11 protein-coding genes are annotated in these 21,097 nt (G+C 35.0%); 8 read left to right on the top strand and 3 right to left on the bottom strand.

Features of this window, described 5'->3' with window-relative positions; all coding sequences use genetic code 11:
• Nucleotides 1-57: 57 nt before the first annotated feature.
• Nucleotides 58-1,446, top strand: a complete 1,389-nt coding sequence (gene glmM / locus M4I44_RS19445; protein WP_230001372.1) for a phosphoglucosamine mutase — start codon at nt 58-60, stop codon at nt 1,444-1,446.
• Between the two features lie 153 nt (nt 1,447-1,599).
• Here the strand turns inward: glmM and M4I44_RS19440 are convergent, their stop codons facing one another.
• Complete coding sequence (locus tag M4I44_RS19440; RefSeq protein WP_017496645.1) at nt 1,600-2,472, bottom strand: lysophospholipid acyltransferase family protein; 873 nt, start codon at nt 2,470-2,472, stop codon at nt 1,600-1,602.
• Between the two features lie 113 nt (nt 2,473-2,585).
• Here M4I44_RS19440 and M4I44_RS19435 point away from each other — a divergent pair, with 113 nt between their 5' ends.
• Nucleotides 2,586-3,224, top strand: coding sequence for a rhomboid family intramembrane serine protease (locus M4I44_RS19435; protein ID WP_017496644.1), 639 nt, complete (start codon nt 2,586-2,588; stop codon nt 3,222-3,224).
• A 53-nt stretch (nt 3,225-3,277) separates the two neighbouring features.
• Nucleotides 3,278-3,970 (top strand): SIMPL domain-containing protein, encoded by a 693-nt coding sequence (locus M4I44_RS19430; RefSeq protein WP_249965819.1) that lies wholly within the window; start codon nt 3,278-3,280, stop codon nt 3,968-3,970.
• A 329-nt stretch (nt 3,971-4,299) separates the two neighbouring features.
• Here M4I44_RS19430 and M4I44_RS19425 read toward each other — a convergent pair whose 3' ends face one another.
• A complete protein-coding gene (locus M4I44_RS19425; RefSeq protein ID WP_249965818.1) occupies nt 4,300-4,716 on the bottom strand; it encodes a thioesterase family protein in 417 nt (138 codons plus the stop codon).
• 429 nt (nt 4,717-5,145) lie between these two features.
• Here M4I44_RS19425 and M4I44_RS19420 point away from each other — a divergent pair, with 429 nt between their 5' ends.
• Nucleotides 5,146-9,654, top strand: coding sequence for a zinc-dependent metalloprotease (locus tag M4I44_RS19420; protein ID WP_249965817.1), 4,509 nt, complete (start codon nt 5,146-5,148; stop codon nt 9,652-9,654).
• 98 nt (nt 9,655-9,752) lie between these two features.
• Here the strand turns inward: M4I44_RS19420 and M4I44_RS19415 are convergent, their stop codons facing one another.
• Nucleotides 9,753-10,421, bottom strand: a complete 669-nt coding sequence (locus tag M4I44_RS19415) for a response regulator (RefSeq protein ID WP_017496639.1) — start codon at nt 10,419-10,421, stop codon at nt 9,753-9,755.
• A gap of 218 nt (nt 10,422-10,639) precedes the next feature.
• Here M4I44_RS19415 and M4I44_RS19410 point away from each other — a divergent pair, with 218 nt between their 5' ends.
• The 4 genes from M4I44_RS19410 to M4I44_RS19395 all read left to right on the top strand — a co-directional run bounded on the left by M4I44_RS19410 (nt 10,640) and on the right by M4I44_RS19395 (nt 21,050).
• The gene (locus tag M4I44_RS19410; RefSeq protein WP_017496638.1) at nt 10,640-10,873 is read left to right on the top strand and encodes a hypothetical protein; all 234 of its coding nucleotides are present in this window, start codon (nt 10,640-10,642) and stop codon (nt 10,871-10,873) included.
• A gap of 104 nt (nt 10,874-10,977) precedes the next feature.
• Complete coding sequence (locus tag M4I44_RS19405) at nt 10,978-13,002, top strand: tetratricopeptide repeat-containing sensor histidine kinase (protein WP_233431410.1); 2,025 nt, start codon at nt 10,978-10,980, stop codon at nt 13,000-13,002.
• A 405-nt stretch (nt 13,003-13,407) separates the two neighbouring features.
• The gene (locus M4I44_RS19400; RefSeq protein ID WP_070908830.1) at nt 13,408-13,917 is read left to right on the top strand and encodes a UpxY family transcription antiterminator; all 510 of its coding nucleotides are present in this window, start codon (nt 13,408-13,410) and stop codon (nt 13,915-13,917) included.
• A gap of 248 nt (nt 13,918-14,165) precedes the next feature.
• Entirely contained in the window at nt 14,166-21,050 is a 6,885-nt protein-coding gene (locus M4I44_RS19395; protein ID WP_249965816.1) for a non-ribosomal peptide synthetase, read from the top strand.
• Nucleotides 21,051-21,097 lie beyond the last annotated feature (47 nt).

Here is a 21,097-nt window from a genome sequence, read left to right as displayed (position 1 = left end):
AGAATCTTAGTAACTTTTCTATATTTGTGATAAAAAAAATAACCATAACTCACAAAAATGACTTTAATAAAATCTATTTCAGGAATACGAGGAACAATCGGTGGAAAAGTAGGAGATAACCTGACTCCTGTTGATGCTGTAAAATTTGCATCGGCATACGGTACTTTTTTGAAAAACAACACATCAAAAGAAAAATTAACGGTGGTGATTGGTCGTGACGCAAGAATTTCAGGACCAATGATTCACAATCTTGTAGTTAATACGCTAATAGGTTTAGGAATTAATGTAATTGATTTAGGACTTTCTACAACACCAACAGTAGAAGTAGCTGTTCCGTTAGAAAAAGCAGACGGAGGAATTATTTTAACGGCTTCTCACAATCCGAAACAATGGAACGCTTTGAAATTGTTGAACGCAAAAGGGGAGTTTTTAAGCGGAGAAGAAGGTGCAAAAATTCTTGAAATCGCAGAAGCAGAGGCTTTTGATTTCTCAGATGTTGACAGCTTGGGTGAGATTACAATAAACGATGCTTATATGGATATTCATATCGACGAGGTTTTGAATTTGCCTTTGGTTGATGTTGAAGCTGTAAAAGCGGCAAAATTCAAAGTAGTTGTTGATGGTGTAAATTCATCAGGAGGAATTATTATTCCAAAATTATTGGAACAAATGGGTGTGGAGGTCGTAAAATTATACTGCGAACCAAACGGACATTTTCCTCACAATCCGGAGCCATTAAAAGAACATTTAACGGATATTTCTGAATTAGTAGTGAAAGAGAAAGCGCATTTAGGAGTTGTTGTTGATCCGGACGTTGATCGTCTGGCTTTTATCTCTGAAGATGGGGAAATGTTTGGGGAAGAATATACTTTGGTAGCCTGCGCTGATTATGTGTTGAGTAAAACTCCCGGAAATACAGTTTCGAACATGTCATCATCCCGTGCTTTGCGCGATGTAACTGTTGCTCATGGTGGGAAATATGAAGCAAGTGCTGTAGGTGAAGTAAACGTGGTAGCGTTAATGAAGAAAAACAATGCTATTATTGGAGGTGAAGGTAACGGTGGAATTATTTATCCGGAATCGCATTACGGAAGAGATAGTTTGGTGGGAGTTGCTTTATTTTTAACCCATTTGGCAAATAAAAATATGTCAGTTTCGGCATTGCGTGCTTCTTACCCGGAATATTATATGAGTAAAAATAAAATTGAATTAACACCACAAATCGATGTTGATGCAATTTTAGAAGCCATGACCGAAAAATACAAAAACGAAGATATCAGTACAATTGATGGTGTGAAAATTGATTTTGCTACTGAATGGGTTCATTTAAGAAAATCAAACACAGAGCCGATCATCAGAATTTATACAGAAGCTCCTTCTCAGGAAAAAGCTGACGTATTGGCACTTCGAATTATTGATGAAATAAAAGCGATCGCAGGAATTTAATTTGCATCCTTACAAACAAAAAACACCTTTTTCATATTGAAAAAGGTGTTTTTTTATTTTAAAGACTCAAAAGTGAAAAGTGAAAAAGTATTTTAGGTTTGAACATCAAAAACTCACAATTCACATTTTACATCTCACATTTCATAAAAAAAATTACTCTATCCTGTGTTTCCATCTTTTGTGCGTCCATAAATAGAATTCAGGAGCTTCATAAATTTGTTTTTCTACTTCTCTTAAGTATTTCTCCGTAATGTCAAAATTTTTATAATCATTCGGATTATCGGCAATCGGTACAAAGGTAGCTTCGTAATATCCTCTGGCTACTTTTTTTACTTTTACAAAAATAACACTCAGATCGTATTTTTTGGCCAGCATTTCGGCACCTGTATGCACTGGAACTTCAATTCCCATAAATTTCATCGAATGGAAAATTCGGTCCAGTTTAGGCGATTGGTCGCTGGCTAAACCGTACATACTTAAAATTCCGTTACGCTGGTTTTGAGCCATTGTTGGAATCGCTTTTCTGGTTTCGACTAGTTCCGTATCGTATTTAGAACGTATTTTTCGAACCAATTTATCAAAGTAGGGGTTGGCCACTTTTTTATAGACTGCTATACCCTGAAAAGCAATTTTAGTGTTCATGGTTAAAAGCCATTCATAACTGGCGTAGTGCGCAGCTACCAGAATGGTACTTTTACCTTTTTTCGCATACTCGTTTACAATCTCAATATTCGTAGTTTTAAATCTTCTTTCCATTTCTTCAGGTGAAATGCTCATCGTTTTGATCATTTCCAGAAACATGTCGCACATGTGGCTATAGAATTTTTTTTCAATTTCTTTTCGCTCAGCATCATTTAAATGTGGTAAAGTAAGTTTTAAGTTTTCACGTACTACTTTTTTGCGATAGCCTACGATTCTGTAAATCAGAAAACAAACAAAATCAGAAAACCAGTAAAATATTCGGAACGGGAGAATAGAGATAAGCCATAGAAAAGGATAGGCTATTATATAAACGAGAAATTGCATGTATTGTTTTTTTTACAAATATAAAGCAAAAATGAATTACGAGCGATATTTTGAATTGATGCTAACATATGTTTAAGAATGATTATATTTACAATTCACATTAAAAGTTTTTTATGAATACCATTTTGATTGGAATTATAGTTGCCAATGTTTTGATTAGTTATCAGGGTTTCAACAATCTTGCTTTTTTTAGAAAATATGAGTTTCATGTAGGAAGTATTCGTTCGGGAGAACAAATAAGAATGCTTTCATCCGGTTTTTTACATGCCGATATGATGCATTTGCTTTTTAATATGCTTACACTTTGGTTTTTTGCTCCGGTGGTATTGCAATGGCTGGGTAATTTTTCTTTTCTGTTAATTTATTTCGGGAGTTTAATTTTCGGAAGCTTATTAACGATGCTGTTTCATAAAAACGATTATAGTTACCGTGCAGTAGGGGCGTCGGGTGCGGTGACAGGAGTTTTATACTCCGCCATATTGTTACAGCCGGATATGATGTTGGGAATCTTTTTTGTCATACCAATGCCGGCCTATTTATTTGGAATTTTGTATTTATTGTATTCGATATACGGAATGAAGGCTAAAAATGATAATATTGGACATACAGCACATTTTGGAGGTGCTATTGGCGGATATTTCATAACTTTGATCAAAGAGCCTTCTTTATTTGTAGATCATAGTTTAATGGTAATATTGTTGGCAATCCCTATTTTAATCCTTTTCGTAATGGCTAAATTGGGGAAATTGTAACAATGGCACAACTTTTGAAAGGTCACTAATCAAATAATTTAAATATAATAAAAATGAAGAAAGTAGTATTATTTTTAACCATCATGTTTATGTCTATGTCTTACGCACAAGAAGTCAAACAAATTCCTCAAATCAATGTAAGTGGTGAAGGAAAAGTAAAAATAGCACCAGATCAGGTTTGTATTTCAGCTACGGTGGAAACAAAAGGGAATAATGCTAAAGATGTCAAAAAACAAAACGACGAAAAAATTGACGCTGTTTTGAAATTTATTAAAAAAATGAATGTTCCTGTTGCTGATTACAAAACGAAACAAGTTTCGCTTAATCCGCAATACGATTACGAAAAAAAGAAAACAAGTTATAATGCTACTCAGACTGTAGAAATTGTATTGAAAGATTTATCTAAGTACGATGAAGTGATGGAAGGTTTGGTACAACAAGGAATTAATCGTATCGATAATGTTTCTTTTGAATCTTCTAAATTAGCACAGCACCAATCAGAAGCTCGTAAATTAGCGATTAAAGATGCTAAAGCAAAAGCGGAAGACTACGTTTCAGTTTTAGGACAAAAAGTAGGTAAAGCGATTACAATTTCAGACAATTCTCAAGTATACAATCCTAGACCGATGTATGCAGCTATGAAATCAATGGCTATGGATACTAACGGTGGTGCTGAAAATGAAACGCTTGCAGTTGGAGAAATTGAAATTACAGCAAACGTAAATGTAAGCTTCGTTTTAGACTAGATCTGATAAAAAAATAAATTTTAAATCCCAAATTCCAATTTAAAACTGGAGTTTGGGATTTTTTGTTTTAACTACTCTCAGGTATCATACCAAGATATTTTTCTATGCCGGGAGTTTTATAATTAAAAAAAGCTTTGCGGTAAAGGAAGCATTGCACATAACCTGTTTAATACCATCTATCGCTCTGAAAGAGCCTTAGCAATAGCATACTGCGAAGGACTATGAAAGGGATATTGATAATGATTGTTTTAGCCCTGAAAGGGCACAAGCCTAATCCCAAAGAAGAGAAATTGATTTATATTCTGTTTTCGGAAGAGATTTTTCTCTACTTATAGCTGTAATGAAGGTGCATCAACAAAATTTGTTTTCAATTCTTCAGGCAAATAAGGTCGGCCTCCGGTAGCGGGAATACAGGTTCCTGTAAATACAGCCGTAGCCATTGTTTTCCCGTTTTTAATAATCGATTGTTTGAAATGCAAACGCGGTAATCCCTGAGCATCAGTATAAACAGCACAAGTAACATCAAAATTGTCGTCTTTTTTTAGCGAGCGGATAAATTTGATGCTGTATTCGGATAAAACCATAAACACGCCATTTTGAGCCTGTTGCACAAAATCAAAACCTAAAACCTCACGAACAAAGTCATGACGGCATTCTTCCATATAAAAAGGGTAGTATAAACCGTCCATAATTCCTTGTATGTCTATGTGTGCATCCGCAGCAGTGTAATTTTTTGAATATTCCATAATGTAATTAAAGTTAGAACTGTTTGAACGTATTTTCTTATTTTATATTGTTGTGTTTGAATCATTTTATCAGATTAGAATCCCGGATTTATAAAAGTGAAAATGCAAAGTATTCAAAACCAATTTGTAAACTTCATTTAAGGGCTTTTTTTAGCGTTTTTTATGAAAAAAACTTCTCAATTTTTAGACTGAACTTTGAAAAATAGAAGATAAGTTGTGTTAAAAAATCGTGTCGCCCTGAAAAACAATAATATAATATCATTTCATACTAATATAGCATAAAGATAACATTTGGGTTAAAGTTAGATTTGAAACGTTAATTCATATAATAAGTGGAGTATCTTGATTTAAATCGTAATAAATTAAGATTTAAATTATGTGTGCTGTAAATAATTAACAAAATAACAAAACTAAACCAAAACAAGTATTATGAAAAAACAACTACTTTTATTAGTATTGTGTTGCCTCTGGAGTATGCAGGGAGTTAAAGCACAGGATCTAATCGAGCCTTCACACAGCTGTCGTACAAAAGAGGTCAATGAATTACAATTAAAGAACCACCCCGGTTCATTGAAAGAAAGTAAAGCGTTTAATTTTTTTAGTAAAGAATACGCTAAAAAGCTGAAAACCAATAAAAGTTCGATAAATACTACTTATACCATACCGGTTGTTTTTCACGTGTATGGTACATCGTTTAATGGTAAAACAGTTACTCTTGAAAAAATACAAACAGCTTTAAGACATCTTAATGAGGATTTTCAGGGTTTGAATGATGACTTCAATACCGTAGAGCCCTTTTTTCAGGCAAGAAGGGGAACCTTAAATATTGAGTTTAAACTCGCACAGATAGATCCAAATGGAAAATGTACCACCGGTGTAATTTTTGAAAGAAAAAAAGACGGATATGGTAACGGAAGTGGGTACGATAGCCAAATTCAGGCAGATGCCTGGGACAATTACAAATACATGAACGTTTACATTCAGAATGATTTGTATGCTGATGGAGCTACCAATAATTCAGGAGTTTGCTGGTACCCGGATTCGTGGATGTCCGATAATAAATTGGCAAGATGCGTTTATAACGGAGCTTATCTGGGAGAAAATACCAATAAAGAATTTGCCTCGGTACTGACTCACGAGTTTGGTCATTTCCTGAATTTGATCCATACTTTTGATGGTGGCTGCACAGGGACTGATGAAGTGGATGATACTCCAAAAGAAGACGGAAAACATTCTTTAGGCTGTGTACCGGGAACGAATTGCGACGGTGACAAAGTAAATATCGAGAATTATATGGGGTACAATGCTGCACAAGGATGCAGTAAGATGTTTACACAAGGACAGGTAGCGAGAATGCTTGCCGCTTTACAACACGCTGCAAGAAAAACTTTATGGTCAGCACAAAATTTGATCGATACCGGTGTTAATTCAACCGGAAGCAGTGTAACCACAAATGTTACAAGTTTTAAAGAAGATATTGCTAATAACGGAGCGGTTACAGGCAACGCTGTAATTACTTTAAATGGAACCGTCTTTTCGAAATCGTCGGGAGCTTTAACTTCCGGGGTAGATTTTAGTTCTAATTTGCCCGCTGGTTTAAGTGCTGCGATTGTTATAAACAGTAGCAATCAGGCTACCGTTACTATAAGCGGAACGGCAACGAATCATAACGCAAGTAATACTGCCAGCGGTGGAATTACATTGTTAGCCCCTGCATTAAATGGTGGAGTGAGTGGTATGCTTTGTGATGGTTTGAGTTGGAATTTTAAGTTTAGAGATCCTTACGGTATTTTCTACGTGGATATACCCGATATGATAGTTACGCCAACGTCTACCTGGAAATATTTTGCGCTTGAAAAAGGAGATGATGTAAAATATGGTGCGTGGCGATTTGCAGCCAATCATTTAAAAGTAGAAACTTACGGGAAAAGACTGGTAACCAATACAGGAACTAATAATATTACTCCTCTCGGCTTTAATGCCGCAATTAATGCGAGCAGTAATTTTACAGCGCCGGGAGCATATCCGAACCAATTAGATCTTAGAACCTCTTCTTATAAGGCATGGGATGGAAAAACGGATTATTTAGGTTTCGAATACACCATTGATGGAGAAAAATGTTACGGTTGGTTAAAAGCAGTTGTTGCTGCAGACGGTTCAGGATATAGTATTGTAGAATATGCTTATAATACACAACCGGGCGGAACCATTTATACCGGAATCACAGATAAAGTGGCGTTAAGTGTTTCGCCGGCTTCTCTTTCGGAGAGTGCTGTTAATAATGGAAGCATTTCTCAAATTTCTTCTATTAAATTAACGACGAACAATGGAACTTTTGTCAAAAATTCAGGAATACTAACTCCCGGAGTTGATTATACGATCACAGGTGTTCCGGCTGGTTTGACGGCTAAACTAAATGTAATAAGTACTACCGAAGTTCAATTGGCTTTTACAGGAAATGCTGCGGTGCATTTGAAAGAAAATAGTACTCAGGTAGCAGTAACCTTTTTAAATCCTGCTATTACAGGTGGGGTGGCAGTATTGTCAACTTCTGTTGCAGCTGTTAAAATTAATTTTAGAGATCCTTATGCGATTGTACATGTGAAAGATCTGAATTATACCGTGGATGCTGAAAATACGTGGAAATTCTTCAGAATTACAGCGGATGCCGATCAACAGGATTATGGAGTTTTTGTGGATAAGGGTGATCTTAAATTAGAAACCTATACAAAGTCTATTGTTTGTGAGGGCAATTCTTTAAACATGAGTTTGATTGGAGCCAATCAACTTATTGATGGCAACAGTAATTTTATTGAAGGGGGCAGTTATCCTGATCTGCACAATTTAAGAAATGCGGGTTATAAATCATGGGATGGTAAGACGGGCTATATTGGTTTTAAATTTACAATAGCTGATGAACCATGTTATGGTTGGTTTAAGGTGAAAGTAAATGCTAAGGGAACTGCCTACACATTATTAGAATATGCTTACAATACAGAACCTCTGGCAGGTATACTTACGGAGGATATTCCGGCAGATCTTTCTGTTCATTTAGCCACCACACCGGATGAAATCAATGAAAATGCTGTAACTAATGATGGAAGTTTTGAAACAAAAATCACAATTCAGTTAACAACAAACGGTGGGACTTTTACAAAAAGTTCAGGAAATTTAGTTCAGGGAACAGATTTTACCGTTACAGGATTGCCAGCAGGTTTGACTCCTGTAATTACTTTATTAAACAGTACAACAGCTGAGTTGAGTTATACGGGTAAAGCGACGGCCAATGAAGCTTCAAATACAGTCACGGCGACTGTTATTTTCCTGAATCCTGCAATTACCGGAGGAGCTGCGATTCTTGATACGGATTATTTTACAACTAAGTTTATTTTTAAGAACGCTTATAAAATTATTTATGTTGATCTTCCAACTCCTTTAACAGTATCTGTTACAGGTTCTAAATGGAATCCGTTTAATATTACGGCAGATGCAGATCATACCAGCTACGGGTTATTTATTGACGGCAATGACTTAAAGTTAGAAAATTATGATAAGGATTTGGTTTGCGAATCAGGAATTAACAATATCTCGTACTTAGGCTATAACGTTACAATTGGTGCAGCAAGCAATTGGAACGGGACTAGAGTTCCTACTTTAAGAAGCAGTTCTTATACGGTTTGGGACGGTAAAACAGGTTTTATAGGTTTTAAATATACGAAGAATGGAGTGCCTTATTATGGTTATTTTGAAACGGTTGTAAGTGCCGATGGCCAGAGTTATACGATCAGCAAATATGCCTATAATACAGCTCCTACGGCTTCAATTACTACGCCTCTCCAGTTGGGGGTGGTTAAGATGAGTAACAATCCGACAACAATCGCTGAAGATAAATTAACAAATAACGGAACTTTTACAACCACAGTAACGGTACAGCTGACAACAAATGGTGGAACTTTTACAAAAAGTTCAGGCAATTTAGTTCAGGGGACGGATTTTACTATAACAGGTTTACCATCGGGTTTAACTGCCAGTGTGAGTGTAGTAAATAACACTACGGTTCAGGTAAGTTATCAGGGCAAAGCCATTGCTAATGAGGCAGCCAATGCCACTACAGCTACAATTACCTTTTTAGATCCGGCTATTACCGGGGGAACTGCAGTTTTAGAAAATAAATCGTTCACTACTGATTTTACTTTTACAAATGCTTATGTGGTGGTTAAAGTAGATTTACCGACCCCGATAGTAGTTTCGGCTGCGAGTCCTTCGGGATCCTTCAGAATTACTGCCGAGGTAGATGGAAACGATACCGAATTTAAGCTGCAGTATGGCGAAGAGGGCGTGAAATTTTTGACCAATAACGGTTTAGTAAGTGAAACAGGAACAAGTTCAATTAGTTTTATTGGAACCAATCAGACAATTGGAGGAAGCAACAACTGGAATTCGTCAGGAGATGCAATGATTAGCAGTCCTGCTTATAATAACTGGAATGGAAAAACGGGATTCATTGGATTTACATTTCTTAAAAACGGCATTCCTTATTATGGTTATTTTGAAGCAGCCGTAAGTACAGACGGAAAAAGTTTTGCAGTAATACGATATGCATACAGCACAGAACCGCAAGCTTCTATTAAAACCCCGGACACCGTTCAAAATTTCACTTTCCCTACTTTGAGTACTGTAGATTTTGAAAGCAAAGCAGCTTTTAAAGCTTATCCAAATCCGTTTAATGATGTCATAAACATTAGTTCTGATTCATTTTCGGGGAAAAAAGTAGAGGTATTAATTTATAACAGTTTAGGACAGAAGATGTTTGTTAAATCATACGATGCCAATGATGACACTATAACTGTAGATGGCAGTAATCTTACCAACGGTTTCTACTTTTTGAAGGTGAAAGTAGATGGTGTGGCACAGCCAGATAAAAAGATAATAAAATAGTCGATTTTAAATAGAAATTGATTGAATGGAAGGCTGTCTGAAAGGACAGCCTCCTTTGTTTTGTGTCTTTAAATAAAATAAGGAGAATACCGACCTTGTTATAATAATCCCAGCGTTTTAGCCTTTTCAATTAGATCTTTGTCGCTCCCTTTTCCTTTTAATAACTGATCTTTTATGTTGGCTTTCCTTTTTTCTATAGCGCTCATTGAAAGAGGGATATATTCCGGAAGATTTACTGTTTTTACGCCTTCAGAGATTAGAATTAAAATTTGATTGTCGTGATTGTCCCAATTTATATTTTTCTTAAACAGTTCTCTTTGAGATTCAACAATGGTATCACTTCTGAATATTTCGCCCTTAATAATGTTTTTACAAATTACAGGGAACTGTTCAAAATTGATGTCACTTTTGGATATAAAACCCTCAGGCCGAATTCCTTTTATTATTTTGTCGACAGTCAAAGGTTCACTACGCATAGTAAGGAGTACTATTTTGCAATTCGGAAATTTTTCCTTGATTAAATAGGCCAGATCTATACCGTCATTAATATTTGATTGTTTGTAGGGCGGCAGATTAATATCAAGTAAAGCAAAATCTATATTAATATTTTGCTTGTGATGAAGAATGATTTTATTGTAAGCATCTTCACAATTATGACTTTTAATAAAATTTGGTAAATTTTGCTGAAACTCACCATCAGATAAGAGATTGATATAGCTGTCCACCGTCATTGGATGGTCGTCGACGATCAAAATATTAAGATTCATAATTTGTTTAATTCTATTGGAAACAAATGTAAGAAAAACTACGGTTTTTCCGTAATGGAATTTTGATTGTTTTACAACTAAGAAGATTAGTTGAATGAGTGATAATTAGTGTAAGTCCCATTTTTAACATGAATTAAATGAAATATTACGGATTTACCGTACATTTTAATCCGGAGTTTAGTGTTTTTTTGTTTTAATAATCAATTAAAGTTATTTTTATGAAAACGAAGTTATTTATTCCGGGATTGCTAATTGCTGTAGCATTGTTAACTTTTTCATGTACAAATGATGATTACGAAACGCCGAAAACTCAGAGTAGTCAATCAAAAAAATTGCATGAAAAACTGGATCCAAAAGCAAATAATATGGTAAATGGAACGACTAATTCGGATATTGACTTGTTAAATACTGAGGGTGATCCCGAAATTACAAGACCAACCAGAAAAGACTAAATGTTTTTGTGTTTATAAAAAAGACTATTTGATTTATTTTTAAATCTTATAGTCTTTTTATTTCAAAACCCTATATTTGAAATTGTAAAATAATACTTAAACTTTTGACGACACCTTTTAAAATAGTTTGCTTATTACTTGTGCTGACTTTTTTTTCCTGCAGGAAAAATGAATTCGCGAATGCTAATGATAAAATCACTATTTCATTTGATGGTAAGCATTTAAATGGTAAGGAGAAAGAAAAATATTTAGATTCCATATTTAATTTATTAAAGGATCAGAATAATGATTCTGTTACCAGAAATCTTCATTTTAAGCTGTCCACAGAATATTACTACAATAAAAACCCAAAGAAATCTTTAGCAGCCAGTTTAGAGGTTTTGAGATTGTCTAAAGAGGTTGACGACAAAGAAGGAATCGCAAAAGCATTTTATTATATTGGCGACAGCTATGGAAATGTAAAAAAGGACAGCGCTTATTTTTATTATTTGCAAGCCGAAAAAGTATATTCTACATTATCGGATTACGATAATACGGGACGGATGTTATTTAACAAAGCTTATGTTTTGTTTTATGACGGAAATTATATCGAATGCGAAGTCGAAATCTCTAAAGCTTTACAGTATTTAAAAGAATCTAAAGATCAACAATTACTCTATTGCTGTAATGCCTTAATGGGGAATTGCCTGGAAAAGCTGGTCAATTATGATAAAGCATTGTGGTACCATCGTATGGCTTTGAATAATCTGGAAAAGATAAAACTGAATCATATTGACAAAGATGAAATAACCAATTACAATGTTACCGCTACGATTAATATTTGTAATCTGTATGATTTAAAAGGAGAATATTTAAAGTCTATAGCAAAGCTGCAAGGTTTACTTTCAAGTGATTTAGAGAAAAATTGGCCTCGTTTGTATGCTAATGTTCTGAGTAATCTGGCCTATTCTAAAATGAAAATAGGGGAATACGACAATGTTTATGAAATGTTCTCTAAATCATTAGAGATTTTGAAAAATAAAGGAGATGAAGCAGATATTTTATATAAAAAGATCCGCATTGGAGAGTATTTTCTAACACAAAAAGATACTGCTAAAGCAATAGAAGTTTTAAAAGAAGCCAATTTGTTGGCTACGCGAATTAAGAACAGTAATGAAATTTTAACGTCATTAAAACTACTTTCTACTCTGGACAAGAAAAACAGCCTCTATTATGCAAATGAGTACATTAATTTGAGTGATAGCATCAATATTGTTCAAAAAAATGCACATAATAAATATGCAAGAATTGAGTATGAAACTTCCCGAATTGAAGACGAAAATAAGATTCTGACCAAGAAAAATTTCTATATTTTAATCCTCTCATTTGCGTCAATTTTTGTATTGCTGATTGTTGTTATTTTAAGATATTCCAAGTATAAAAATAAAGAATTTCAGTTCCTTAAAAAGCAAAAGTCTGCAAACGAGGAAATCTATTTATTGCTGATGGAACAGCATGAAAAAATAAACAATGCAAGAGATAATGAAAAATCTAAAATTGCAAAAGAACTTCATGACGGAATTATGAATAGAATTTATGGAGTCCGAATGAATCTGGGCTTTTTTAATTCTAAGGTAGAGAAGGAGATAATTGAAAAAAGAAAGGAATATATTTTTGAACTGCAAAATATAGAAAATGAGGTTAGAATGGTATCACATGATCTGAGCCACAGTTCTTTTTTAGATGGTAATGACTTCAATGTTTTATTGTTAAGTTTAGTCGAAGGTCAAAAGGGTATTAGTGATACTGAATTTAGCTATACAACCGACGAAAATTTTGAATGGTCGGCTATTCAAAACATTTATAAGATTAATTTATACCGCATTATTCAGGAAGCGATTTTAAATATCAACAAGTATGCGAATGCCACAAAATGTGAAATTAAAATTCAGTTTGAGGCTAATAGTATTCTAAGAATGTCAATTACTGACAATGGTCAGGGATTTGATACTTCAACTAAAAAAGAGGGCATTGGTTTAAGCAATATGAAAGAAAGAACCAGTTCGCTAAAAGGTAAATTTAGTATTGAATCACAAATTGGAGAAGGAACCAAAATTGAAGTCCAGTTTAATATTCGGGAGCTGACTTGACGCCGAAAAACGACTAATTTTTGACTTATATTGTGAAATATAAACCCGACAGGTTTTCAAAACTTGTCGGGTTTGTTTTTTTTAAAACAAAATACTTCTCCGTCCTCCGATTTTTTTTAAACCAAAATGTTTAAATCGACTTTTTTCTTAGTGGTTGGTTTTTAGAGTATTATAATCGTTTTCGCCTTCCGCACATAAACAACGAGTATTTGATTTATTATCAGTGTTTGATGCTTTTTAATATGAAAGCCCGTAGTTTTTATTTAAAAAGTCCGTAATTTTTATATATAGACTACTACTATTTTAGCCGTAAATAAAATGTGTTTTAATTTTTCAAATCCGCATTAAGAAGAGTATCCTCGTAACCGAGGACAGCGAAGCTATTAAAAAAATGGAGTGTTATTTATGAAGTCAATTCACAATGGTTGGTACGTTTTATATGTTAAATGTCATCATGAAAGAAAAGTATTTGATATGCTTGGATATTTGTCTATTAAAGCTTTTTTGCCAACCATTCAGGTACAGAGTGCACGTACGGACAGAAAAAAAAGTATTCAGAAATTGCTTTTTCCTTCTTATGTTTTTGTAAAGATAAATTCTTCATTAGATTTTTATAAAACGCTTTCCGTTAATGGGGCCTGCATGTACATCCGTTTTGGAATGGAGTATGCGAAAGTCAGTGATGAAGAAATGCGAAAAATTGAACTTTTGCTTTTAAATAATGACGTTACTGAGGTCGAAACGCATGTTGAAGAATTTAGTGTTGGAGATTTTAAAACGATCTCTTACGGTTCCTTAAAAGGATTAGAATGTGAAGTACTAAATACAAACAACACCAATAAAATTGTGGTTAGAATTGATTCGCTGCAGAAAAATATCACCGCTACAATTCCATCCTATTATTTGCAAAATTAACATTATGGAGCGTAAAAAGCCCGGTTTTCGATTATGATGGAGTTAAACTCTGAATAAGAACGAGCTTTTTCCTGCTGAAGAGTAATAGTTTAAATATCTATAGTATCCATATAATTAATAGAACTATAGCCGATAATGATTTAGATCTATTTTATTAAAAGACAGTTTTTTATAACTAAACAGAATTCTTATACTTTTTTCATCACATTTTGAAAAAGTAAATGTCCATCAAATTATTAGAGTTTTAAATGACAACCATCGAACAAAAAAGTATTTCGAACTATTGGGTAACAAAAGTTAAGAATAACCCCGTGATTAATAGTATTAAGGCGGAAAATGGGAATAGTAAGAAGATACAAGTTGATACCAACAATCTTTCGTTTTTTAAAAAACTTACCGGTGAGAATGCAATAGCAGAACTAACTGTTTTAATTGCGGTTTACACTGCTTTACTGCAACGTTATTTTGAAGTGGAGAGTTTCGTTTTCACGTCGAAACCTACTGATGCTGAAACTGCGTTATTGTTTAAAAGTATTTCCGCATCTGGTCAATCATTTAAAGATTATTTGGGAGAAGTTAAAAAGGAACTACAGGAAGTTTATAAACATTCGGATTACGACGATACGTTACAGGAAAAATATCCTTTTGCTGAATATGCGCTTTTTGGCTTTTTCTACAATTCAAAATCAGCTCACACAAAAAATAACTTTCCGTTTTCATTATCAGTAAACAAAAACGATACAGAATTGGAGCTATCTCTTTCCTACGATGTTTCGTTTGTGGAGGATCATGTGGCAGCTCATTTTTTAAGTATTTATGCAAACTGGCTGTTGCAACTTGAGCATTTTATGAATGATTCGGTTGATCAAATACCGGTTGTTACTCCGTTGGAAAAAGAAGAATTGTTAGACTCTTTTAATCCTTCTGTAAAAAAATATCCGACTAAAACGCTGGTTGAGTTATTTGAGGAACAGGTAGCAAAAACACCAACTCATACAGCTGTTATTTTTAAGGACAGGGAATTAACTTATAACGAACTGAATCAGCATGCGAATCAGTTGGCCCATTATCTCAGACAAGAGTATGATATTCAGCCTAATGATTTAGTTGGAATAAAGCTCGAACGAAACGAATTTATAGCAGTAGTTGTATTAGGGATTCTTAAATCCGGTGCAGCTTATGTGCCTGTCGATGTTAATTATCCTGAGGAGCGAATCAAATATATTGAAGAGGACAGTCAGTGTAAAGTGGTTATAGATGAAAATGAATTTCGAAATTTTCTCAATCAAAAAGACAATTATAAAACAGACAATCCTGAAAGACTAAATCAGTCTACGGACTTAGCGTATATTATTTATACTTCGGGAACTACCGGAAATCCGAAAGGGGTTATGATTACGCATCATAATGCAGTTGTTTTACTTTATTGGTCTCAGGAGGAGTTTAATGCTGCCGCTTTTGATGTGGCCTATGCGGCAACTTCTTATTGCTTTGATCTTTCGGTTTACGAATTGTTTTATCCTTTATCTATTGGAAAAAAAATAAGAATTCTGGACAATGCACTCGAAATTGGAGAAGCACTTCAGTACGATAAAAAGGTATTGATCAATACCGTGCCGTCGAGCATTCGTAATACTATAGAAAGCGGATACCGTTTAGAAAATGCCACGATAATAAATCTGGCAGGCGAACCTTTTCCGGTTGATATTGCTAAGAAATTATTACAGACTAATGCCGAGATACGAAATTTATACGGCCCATCGGAAGATACAACATACAGTACAGTTTATAGATTATCACCGCAAAAAGAGTACACTGCTTCAGTTTCGATAGGGAAGCCGCTGGCGAATACTCAGGTTTACCTACTGGATAAAAATTTAGAATTAGTTCCTGTTGGTGTAGCAGGAAAATTGTACATCTCGGGTGATGGATTGTCAAAAGGATATTTGAATCGTCCTGAACTAACTGCTGAAAAATTCATACCGAATCCGTTTAAAGAGAAATCTTTAATGTACGATACCGGAGACATGGCCAAATGGCTTCCGGATGGAACTATTGATTTTCTGGGAAGAAAAGATTTTCAGGTAAAATTAAGAGGATACCGCATCGAATTGGGAGAAATTGAAAACGCAGTGCTCTCTTTTTCAGAAAATATTACACAAGCCGTTGCTCTGGTATTACAAAAAAACGGAGTGCAAAGTTTGGTGGTCTATTTCACTAAAACTAAAGTGACAGATCACGAAATTTTAAAAAATTACCTTAAGGAAAAGCTTCCGGTTTTTATGATACCGCATTATTTGATTGGCGTGGACAAAATTCCGTTGACACCAAACGGAAAAATTGATCGTAAGGTTCTTGAAAATTTGCCATTGAATCAGGTATCCAATGCAAATTATGTAGCCCCGAAAAGTGAAACAGAAAAAGCACTGACTATTATTTGGCAGGAAATTTTAGGGATCGAAAAAGTAGGGATCGAAGACAACTTTTTCGATTTGGGAGGACACAGTTTAATGATCGGTCAGGTGATCAATCTTATTTACAAACAGTTGGAGGGATCTATTTCTTATAAAGAGTTTTTCTTAACTCCTACTATTGCACAGATAAGTCAAAAAATACAAAAAGGAGGTTATAAGGTAATTCCCAAAGCGAAAGCGCAGGAATATTACCCGTTAACCTCTTCACAACATAAAATTTGGGTGCTGAGCCAGCTCGAAGGTGGTAATAGTGCCTACAACATGCACGGAGCCTTAAAATTTAGAGGAGATTTAGAAGTTTCAAAACTCGAAAAAGCTTTCTGTCTTTTAATCGCTAAATATGAAATTTTAAGAACGTATTTTAAAGCGGGCTATGATGGCGAAATAAGTCAGTACATTTTAGAAGAAGGCGAATGGAATTTTGCTCTTACTCATGAAAATTATCTGAATAAGAGCACAGAAGAGATTTCTCAATATTTAAAGGAACAACAAGCGGCTATTTTTGATTTAACGAAAGCACCATTATTAAAAGCAGCACTATTAAAAACAGAAGAGAACGAACATATTCTGTCATTGGTGGTGCAGCATACCATAAGTGATGGCTGGTCGTTAGAACTGATGTTTGCTGAGATTGTAGCTGCTTACAATAATCTGATTCAGGAAAAACCGGTTGATTTTTCACCTGCGGAAATTCAGTTTAAAGATTATGCAGCATGGATGCAGATACAGGAAAACGAAGAAGCAGTTTTAGATTCAGAAAATTATTGGCTGTCTCTATTTAAAGAAGATATTCCTGTTTTGGAATTGCCAAGTTACAGAAGTCGTCCGGTCAGACAAACTTATAATGGTAATACACTTTCGTATCAATTTTCGGAGGCTTTTTTATCAAAATTAAAACATTTTTCCAAGACGAATAATGTGACCCCGTTCATGACGTTAATGGCCGGAATCAATGCTTTGTTGTACCGCTATACAAATCAGAATACGATCGTTCTGGGGACTCCGATAGCCGGAAGGGAGCACCCGGATCTGGAAAACCAGCTGGGATTATTTTTAAATACGTTAGCGATTAAAACCGAAATAAACGGAACGAATAGTTTTTCGACCTTACTAGAGCTGCAAAGAAAGATCTTAATCGAGGCATATGAACATCAGAATTATTCCTTCAGTACTTTAGTCAACAAACTTAATTTAAAAAGAGATGCTTCAAGATCGGCCTTGTTTGATGTGTTGGTCGTACTGCAAAATCAGGCACAATTAAACACCCTATCGACCCATGTTCCAATGCTGGGAGTTGAGATAGAGCCTTATGACGTGAAACGAAATACTGCTCAGTTTGATCTTAGTTTTATTTTTACGGAGCAGGAGGAAAGGTTGTTATTAAGTCTGGAATACAATACCGATTTATACGATGCCTTTTGGATTAAGGCAATCTTCAAACATCTCGAGAATTTGTTGACAACTGTATTCAATGATGCAAATGTTACGATTGATGCTATTGAATATTTAGAGGAAACAGAAAAGGAATTGTTACTGAAAACATTCAATGCTACTGAAATATACTTTCCGAAAGAAGCTACTATTGTTGATCTACTGGAGTCTCAGGCAGCTAAAACGCCAAATAATTGCGCCCTTATCTTTAATGATGTACAGTTGACTTATAAAGAACTCCACGAGCAATCCAATCAATTGGGCGATTATCTGAGAGAAAATTATGCGATCAGACCCAACGATTTAGTTGGTGTTCGTTTAAAAAGAGACGAGCGTTTGCTCCTAACCATTTTAGGAGTGCTTAAATCAGGAGCAGCTTATGTTCCGATGGATGTTAATTATCCTGAGGATCGCATAAAATATATTGTAGAAGATAGTAATTGCAAAGTTGTAATTGACGAAAACGAATGGAGTAAGTTTCAGGTAAAGAAACACCACTATAGTACCAAAAATCTTCCAAAAATAAGCGGAGCTGAAGATTTGGCTTATGTTATTTATACTTCGGGAACAACAGGTAAACCGAAAGGCGTTCTGATTACCAATAAAAATGTGACGGCACTCTTATATTGGGCTAAAAAAGAATTCAATACAGAACGTTTTGATTTGGTCTATGCCGTAACCTCACATTGTTTTGATCTTTCGGCCTATGAAATGTTTTTTACGTTATCTGTTGGTAAGACTATAAAACTCCTTAGCAATGCTGTGGAGATAAGTAAAGAATTAAAAACCGATAAAAAAGTTTTACTGAATACCGTTCCTTCCAGTATACGAAGTCTGATGGAGGAAGATTTTTCTTCATTAGAAAATGCCAGTATCATCAATTTAGCAGGTGAACCATTTCCGGTAGATATCGCCAGAGAATTGCTGCGCACTACAGCAGAAATCAGAAACCTGTACGGACCTTCTGAGGATACAACTTATAGCACATATTACCAGTTAGAAAAAGGCAAGACCTATAAAACAATCCCGGTTGGAAAACCTATTTCCAATACACAGGCTTATGTATTAGACAAAAATCTACAGCTTACGCCACTGGGTATTGTTGGAAAACTTTATTTAGCCGGCGAAGGAGTAGCTCTGGGATATTTGAATAAAGAAGAACTTACGGCGGCTAAATTTATCAAAAACCCATTTATAGAAGGAAGTATTTTATACGATACGGGCGATATGGTTAAATGGTTTCCGGATGGGAATATTGAATTCCTCGGCAGAAAAGACCATCAGGTAAAATTAAGAGGTTATCGAATAGAGCTGGACGAAATAGAAAATGGTCTCCTGCAATTTTCAGAAGATCTAAAACAAGTTGTGGTGGCGGTAAAACCGTTTAAAGGCGCTGATACTTTAGTGGCATACTACACAACTGTTAATGCTATTTCTAAAGATGATTTAAAAGCCTATCTGCAAAGCAAACTGCCTGCTTATATGGTACCGCAATACTATGTTGAGGTTCCTTTTATTCCTTTATCTCCAAATGGAAAAACAGACAAAGAAGCACTTCCGAATATCGATGAAACTAACGAGACGAATAGTGGTTATGTGGAGCCAAAAGGAAGGATTGAAAAAATAGTAGCACTTATCTGGAAAGATATTTTAGCAGTAGAGACCATCAGTGCGGCCGATGATTTTTTTAATCTGGGAGGGCACAGTCTCAAGCTGGGACAGTTGATTAATAAAATAAACGAACAGTTACAGGTTACCGTTCCTTTTGAAAAGCTGTTTGAATATTCCGTTTTAAGAGATCAGGCCGAACTCATAAAAAGATCGTTCTCTAATAATTTTGAACCTATTACAGCAGTTCCTGCGGCGGCTTCATACGAGATGTCGTATGCACAAAAAAGCCTTTGGATGGTAAGTCAGTTTAAAGGGAATGAAGTGGCCTATAATATTCCGGCCGTATATCATTTTCATGGAACGCTTGACATTATTGCGTTTAAAGAAGCTTTCTATCGGGTTATCAAAAAGCATGAAATCCTGAGAACTGTTTTTAAAGAAGATGACGAAAAAAGTATCAGACAGTTCATTACACCATCTGAAGAGTTTAAACTTTCGATTGGATGCGAAGATTTTAGCGACTTTAATGACAAAGAGCTGTTACTACAGCAGGAAATTAAGCAAATAAGCAATTTTGAATTTGATTTGTTCAAAGGGTCTTTATTCAAGGCAAAATTAATTCGCATCGATTCCCAACACCATGTTTTGTTATTTGTAATTCATCATATCATATCCGATGCCTGGTCATTGCAGCTTCTGATAGAAGAGATCAGTAGTAATTACAATTCAATATTGAAAAAAGAGGCGGTTCTGCCTTCTTCTAAATTAGACATTCAGTACAAAGAATACAGTCAGTGGCTGAAAACTCAGATTGAAACAAACGCCATAACCAATGCTTATTGGATGAAGGAGCTGCAGGGGCATTTAAAACCGCTCCATTATAAATATGAGTATCTGCTTCCGGATGATATTGAAAATCAAGATAATAAAATTGATTTTTTCCTGAATGCCGGGGTCAATTCAGCCATAAAGAAAATCGCTAAAAAGCTTAATGTCACTGAATTTTCATTCCACTTAGCCGCATTTTTCAGTTTTCTGCATCTACAAACTGAGCAATCAGATATTGTATTAGGAGTTCCGTTTGCCGGAAGAGCTCATGCCCATCTCGAAGATCAGCTGGGGTACTATGTTAACCTGCTGCCCATACGAGTTCAACTTCATCAGAATGAAAATTTCGAAACCATAATCAGAGGGGTTCAGCACAAATTGTCAAAAGCTTTTGAGCACCAAATGTACCCAATCGATTTAATTCTGAGAGATTTAGAATTTGAAAGAGGAGACAGAGGAACCAATTTTATCAATACCGGTTTTACCTGGAATGAGCTTACTCACGATGAATTTACAATCAATGAAAATCTTAAGGCAAAAGCGCAAAATGTAGCGACAGAACAGGTTAAATATGACTTGTGGGTAATTTCAAACGGTTCCAATTTCATCCTTGAATACAGAAAAGAGGTTTTTAGCAAAGATACCATAGACCTTTTTGCCGAACGTTATCTGGTATTTCTCGAAGAATTGTCAAAAGGCATAGAACATGAAATAGGAGCCTACAGTTTTAAAACCGAACGTGAAAAACAACTGGAAGCTTCCAGAATCAATATCGAAATCAATTTTTAGTGATCCTGCAAAATCAATACAACATTCAAATAAACCTTTTGTAATCC

The organism is Flavobacterium sp. B183 (genome assembly GCF_023539155.1).
Classification (GTDB): Bacteria; Bacteroidota; Bacteroidia; order Flavobacteriales; family Flavobacteriaceae; genus Flavobacterium; species Flavobacterium tructae.
This window is presented reverse-complemented; position numbering and strand designations above follow the sequence as displayed.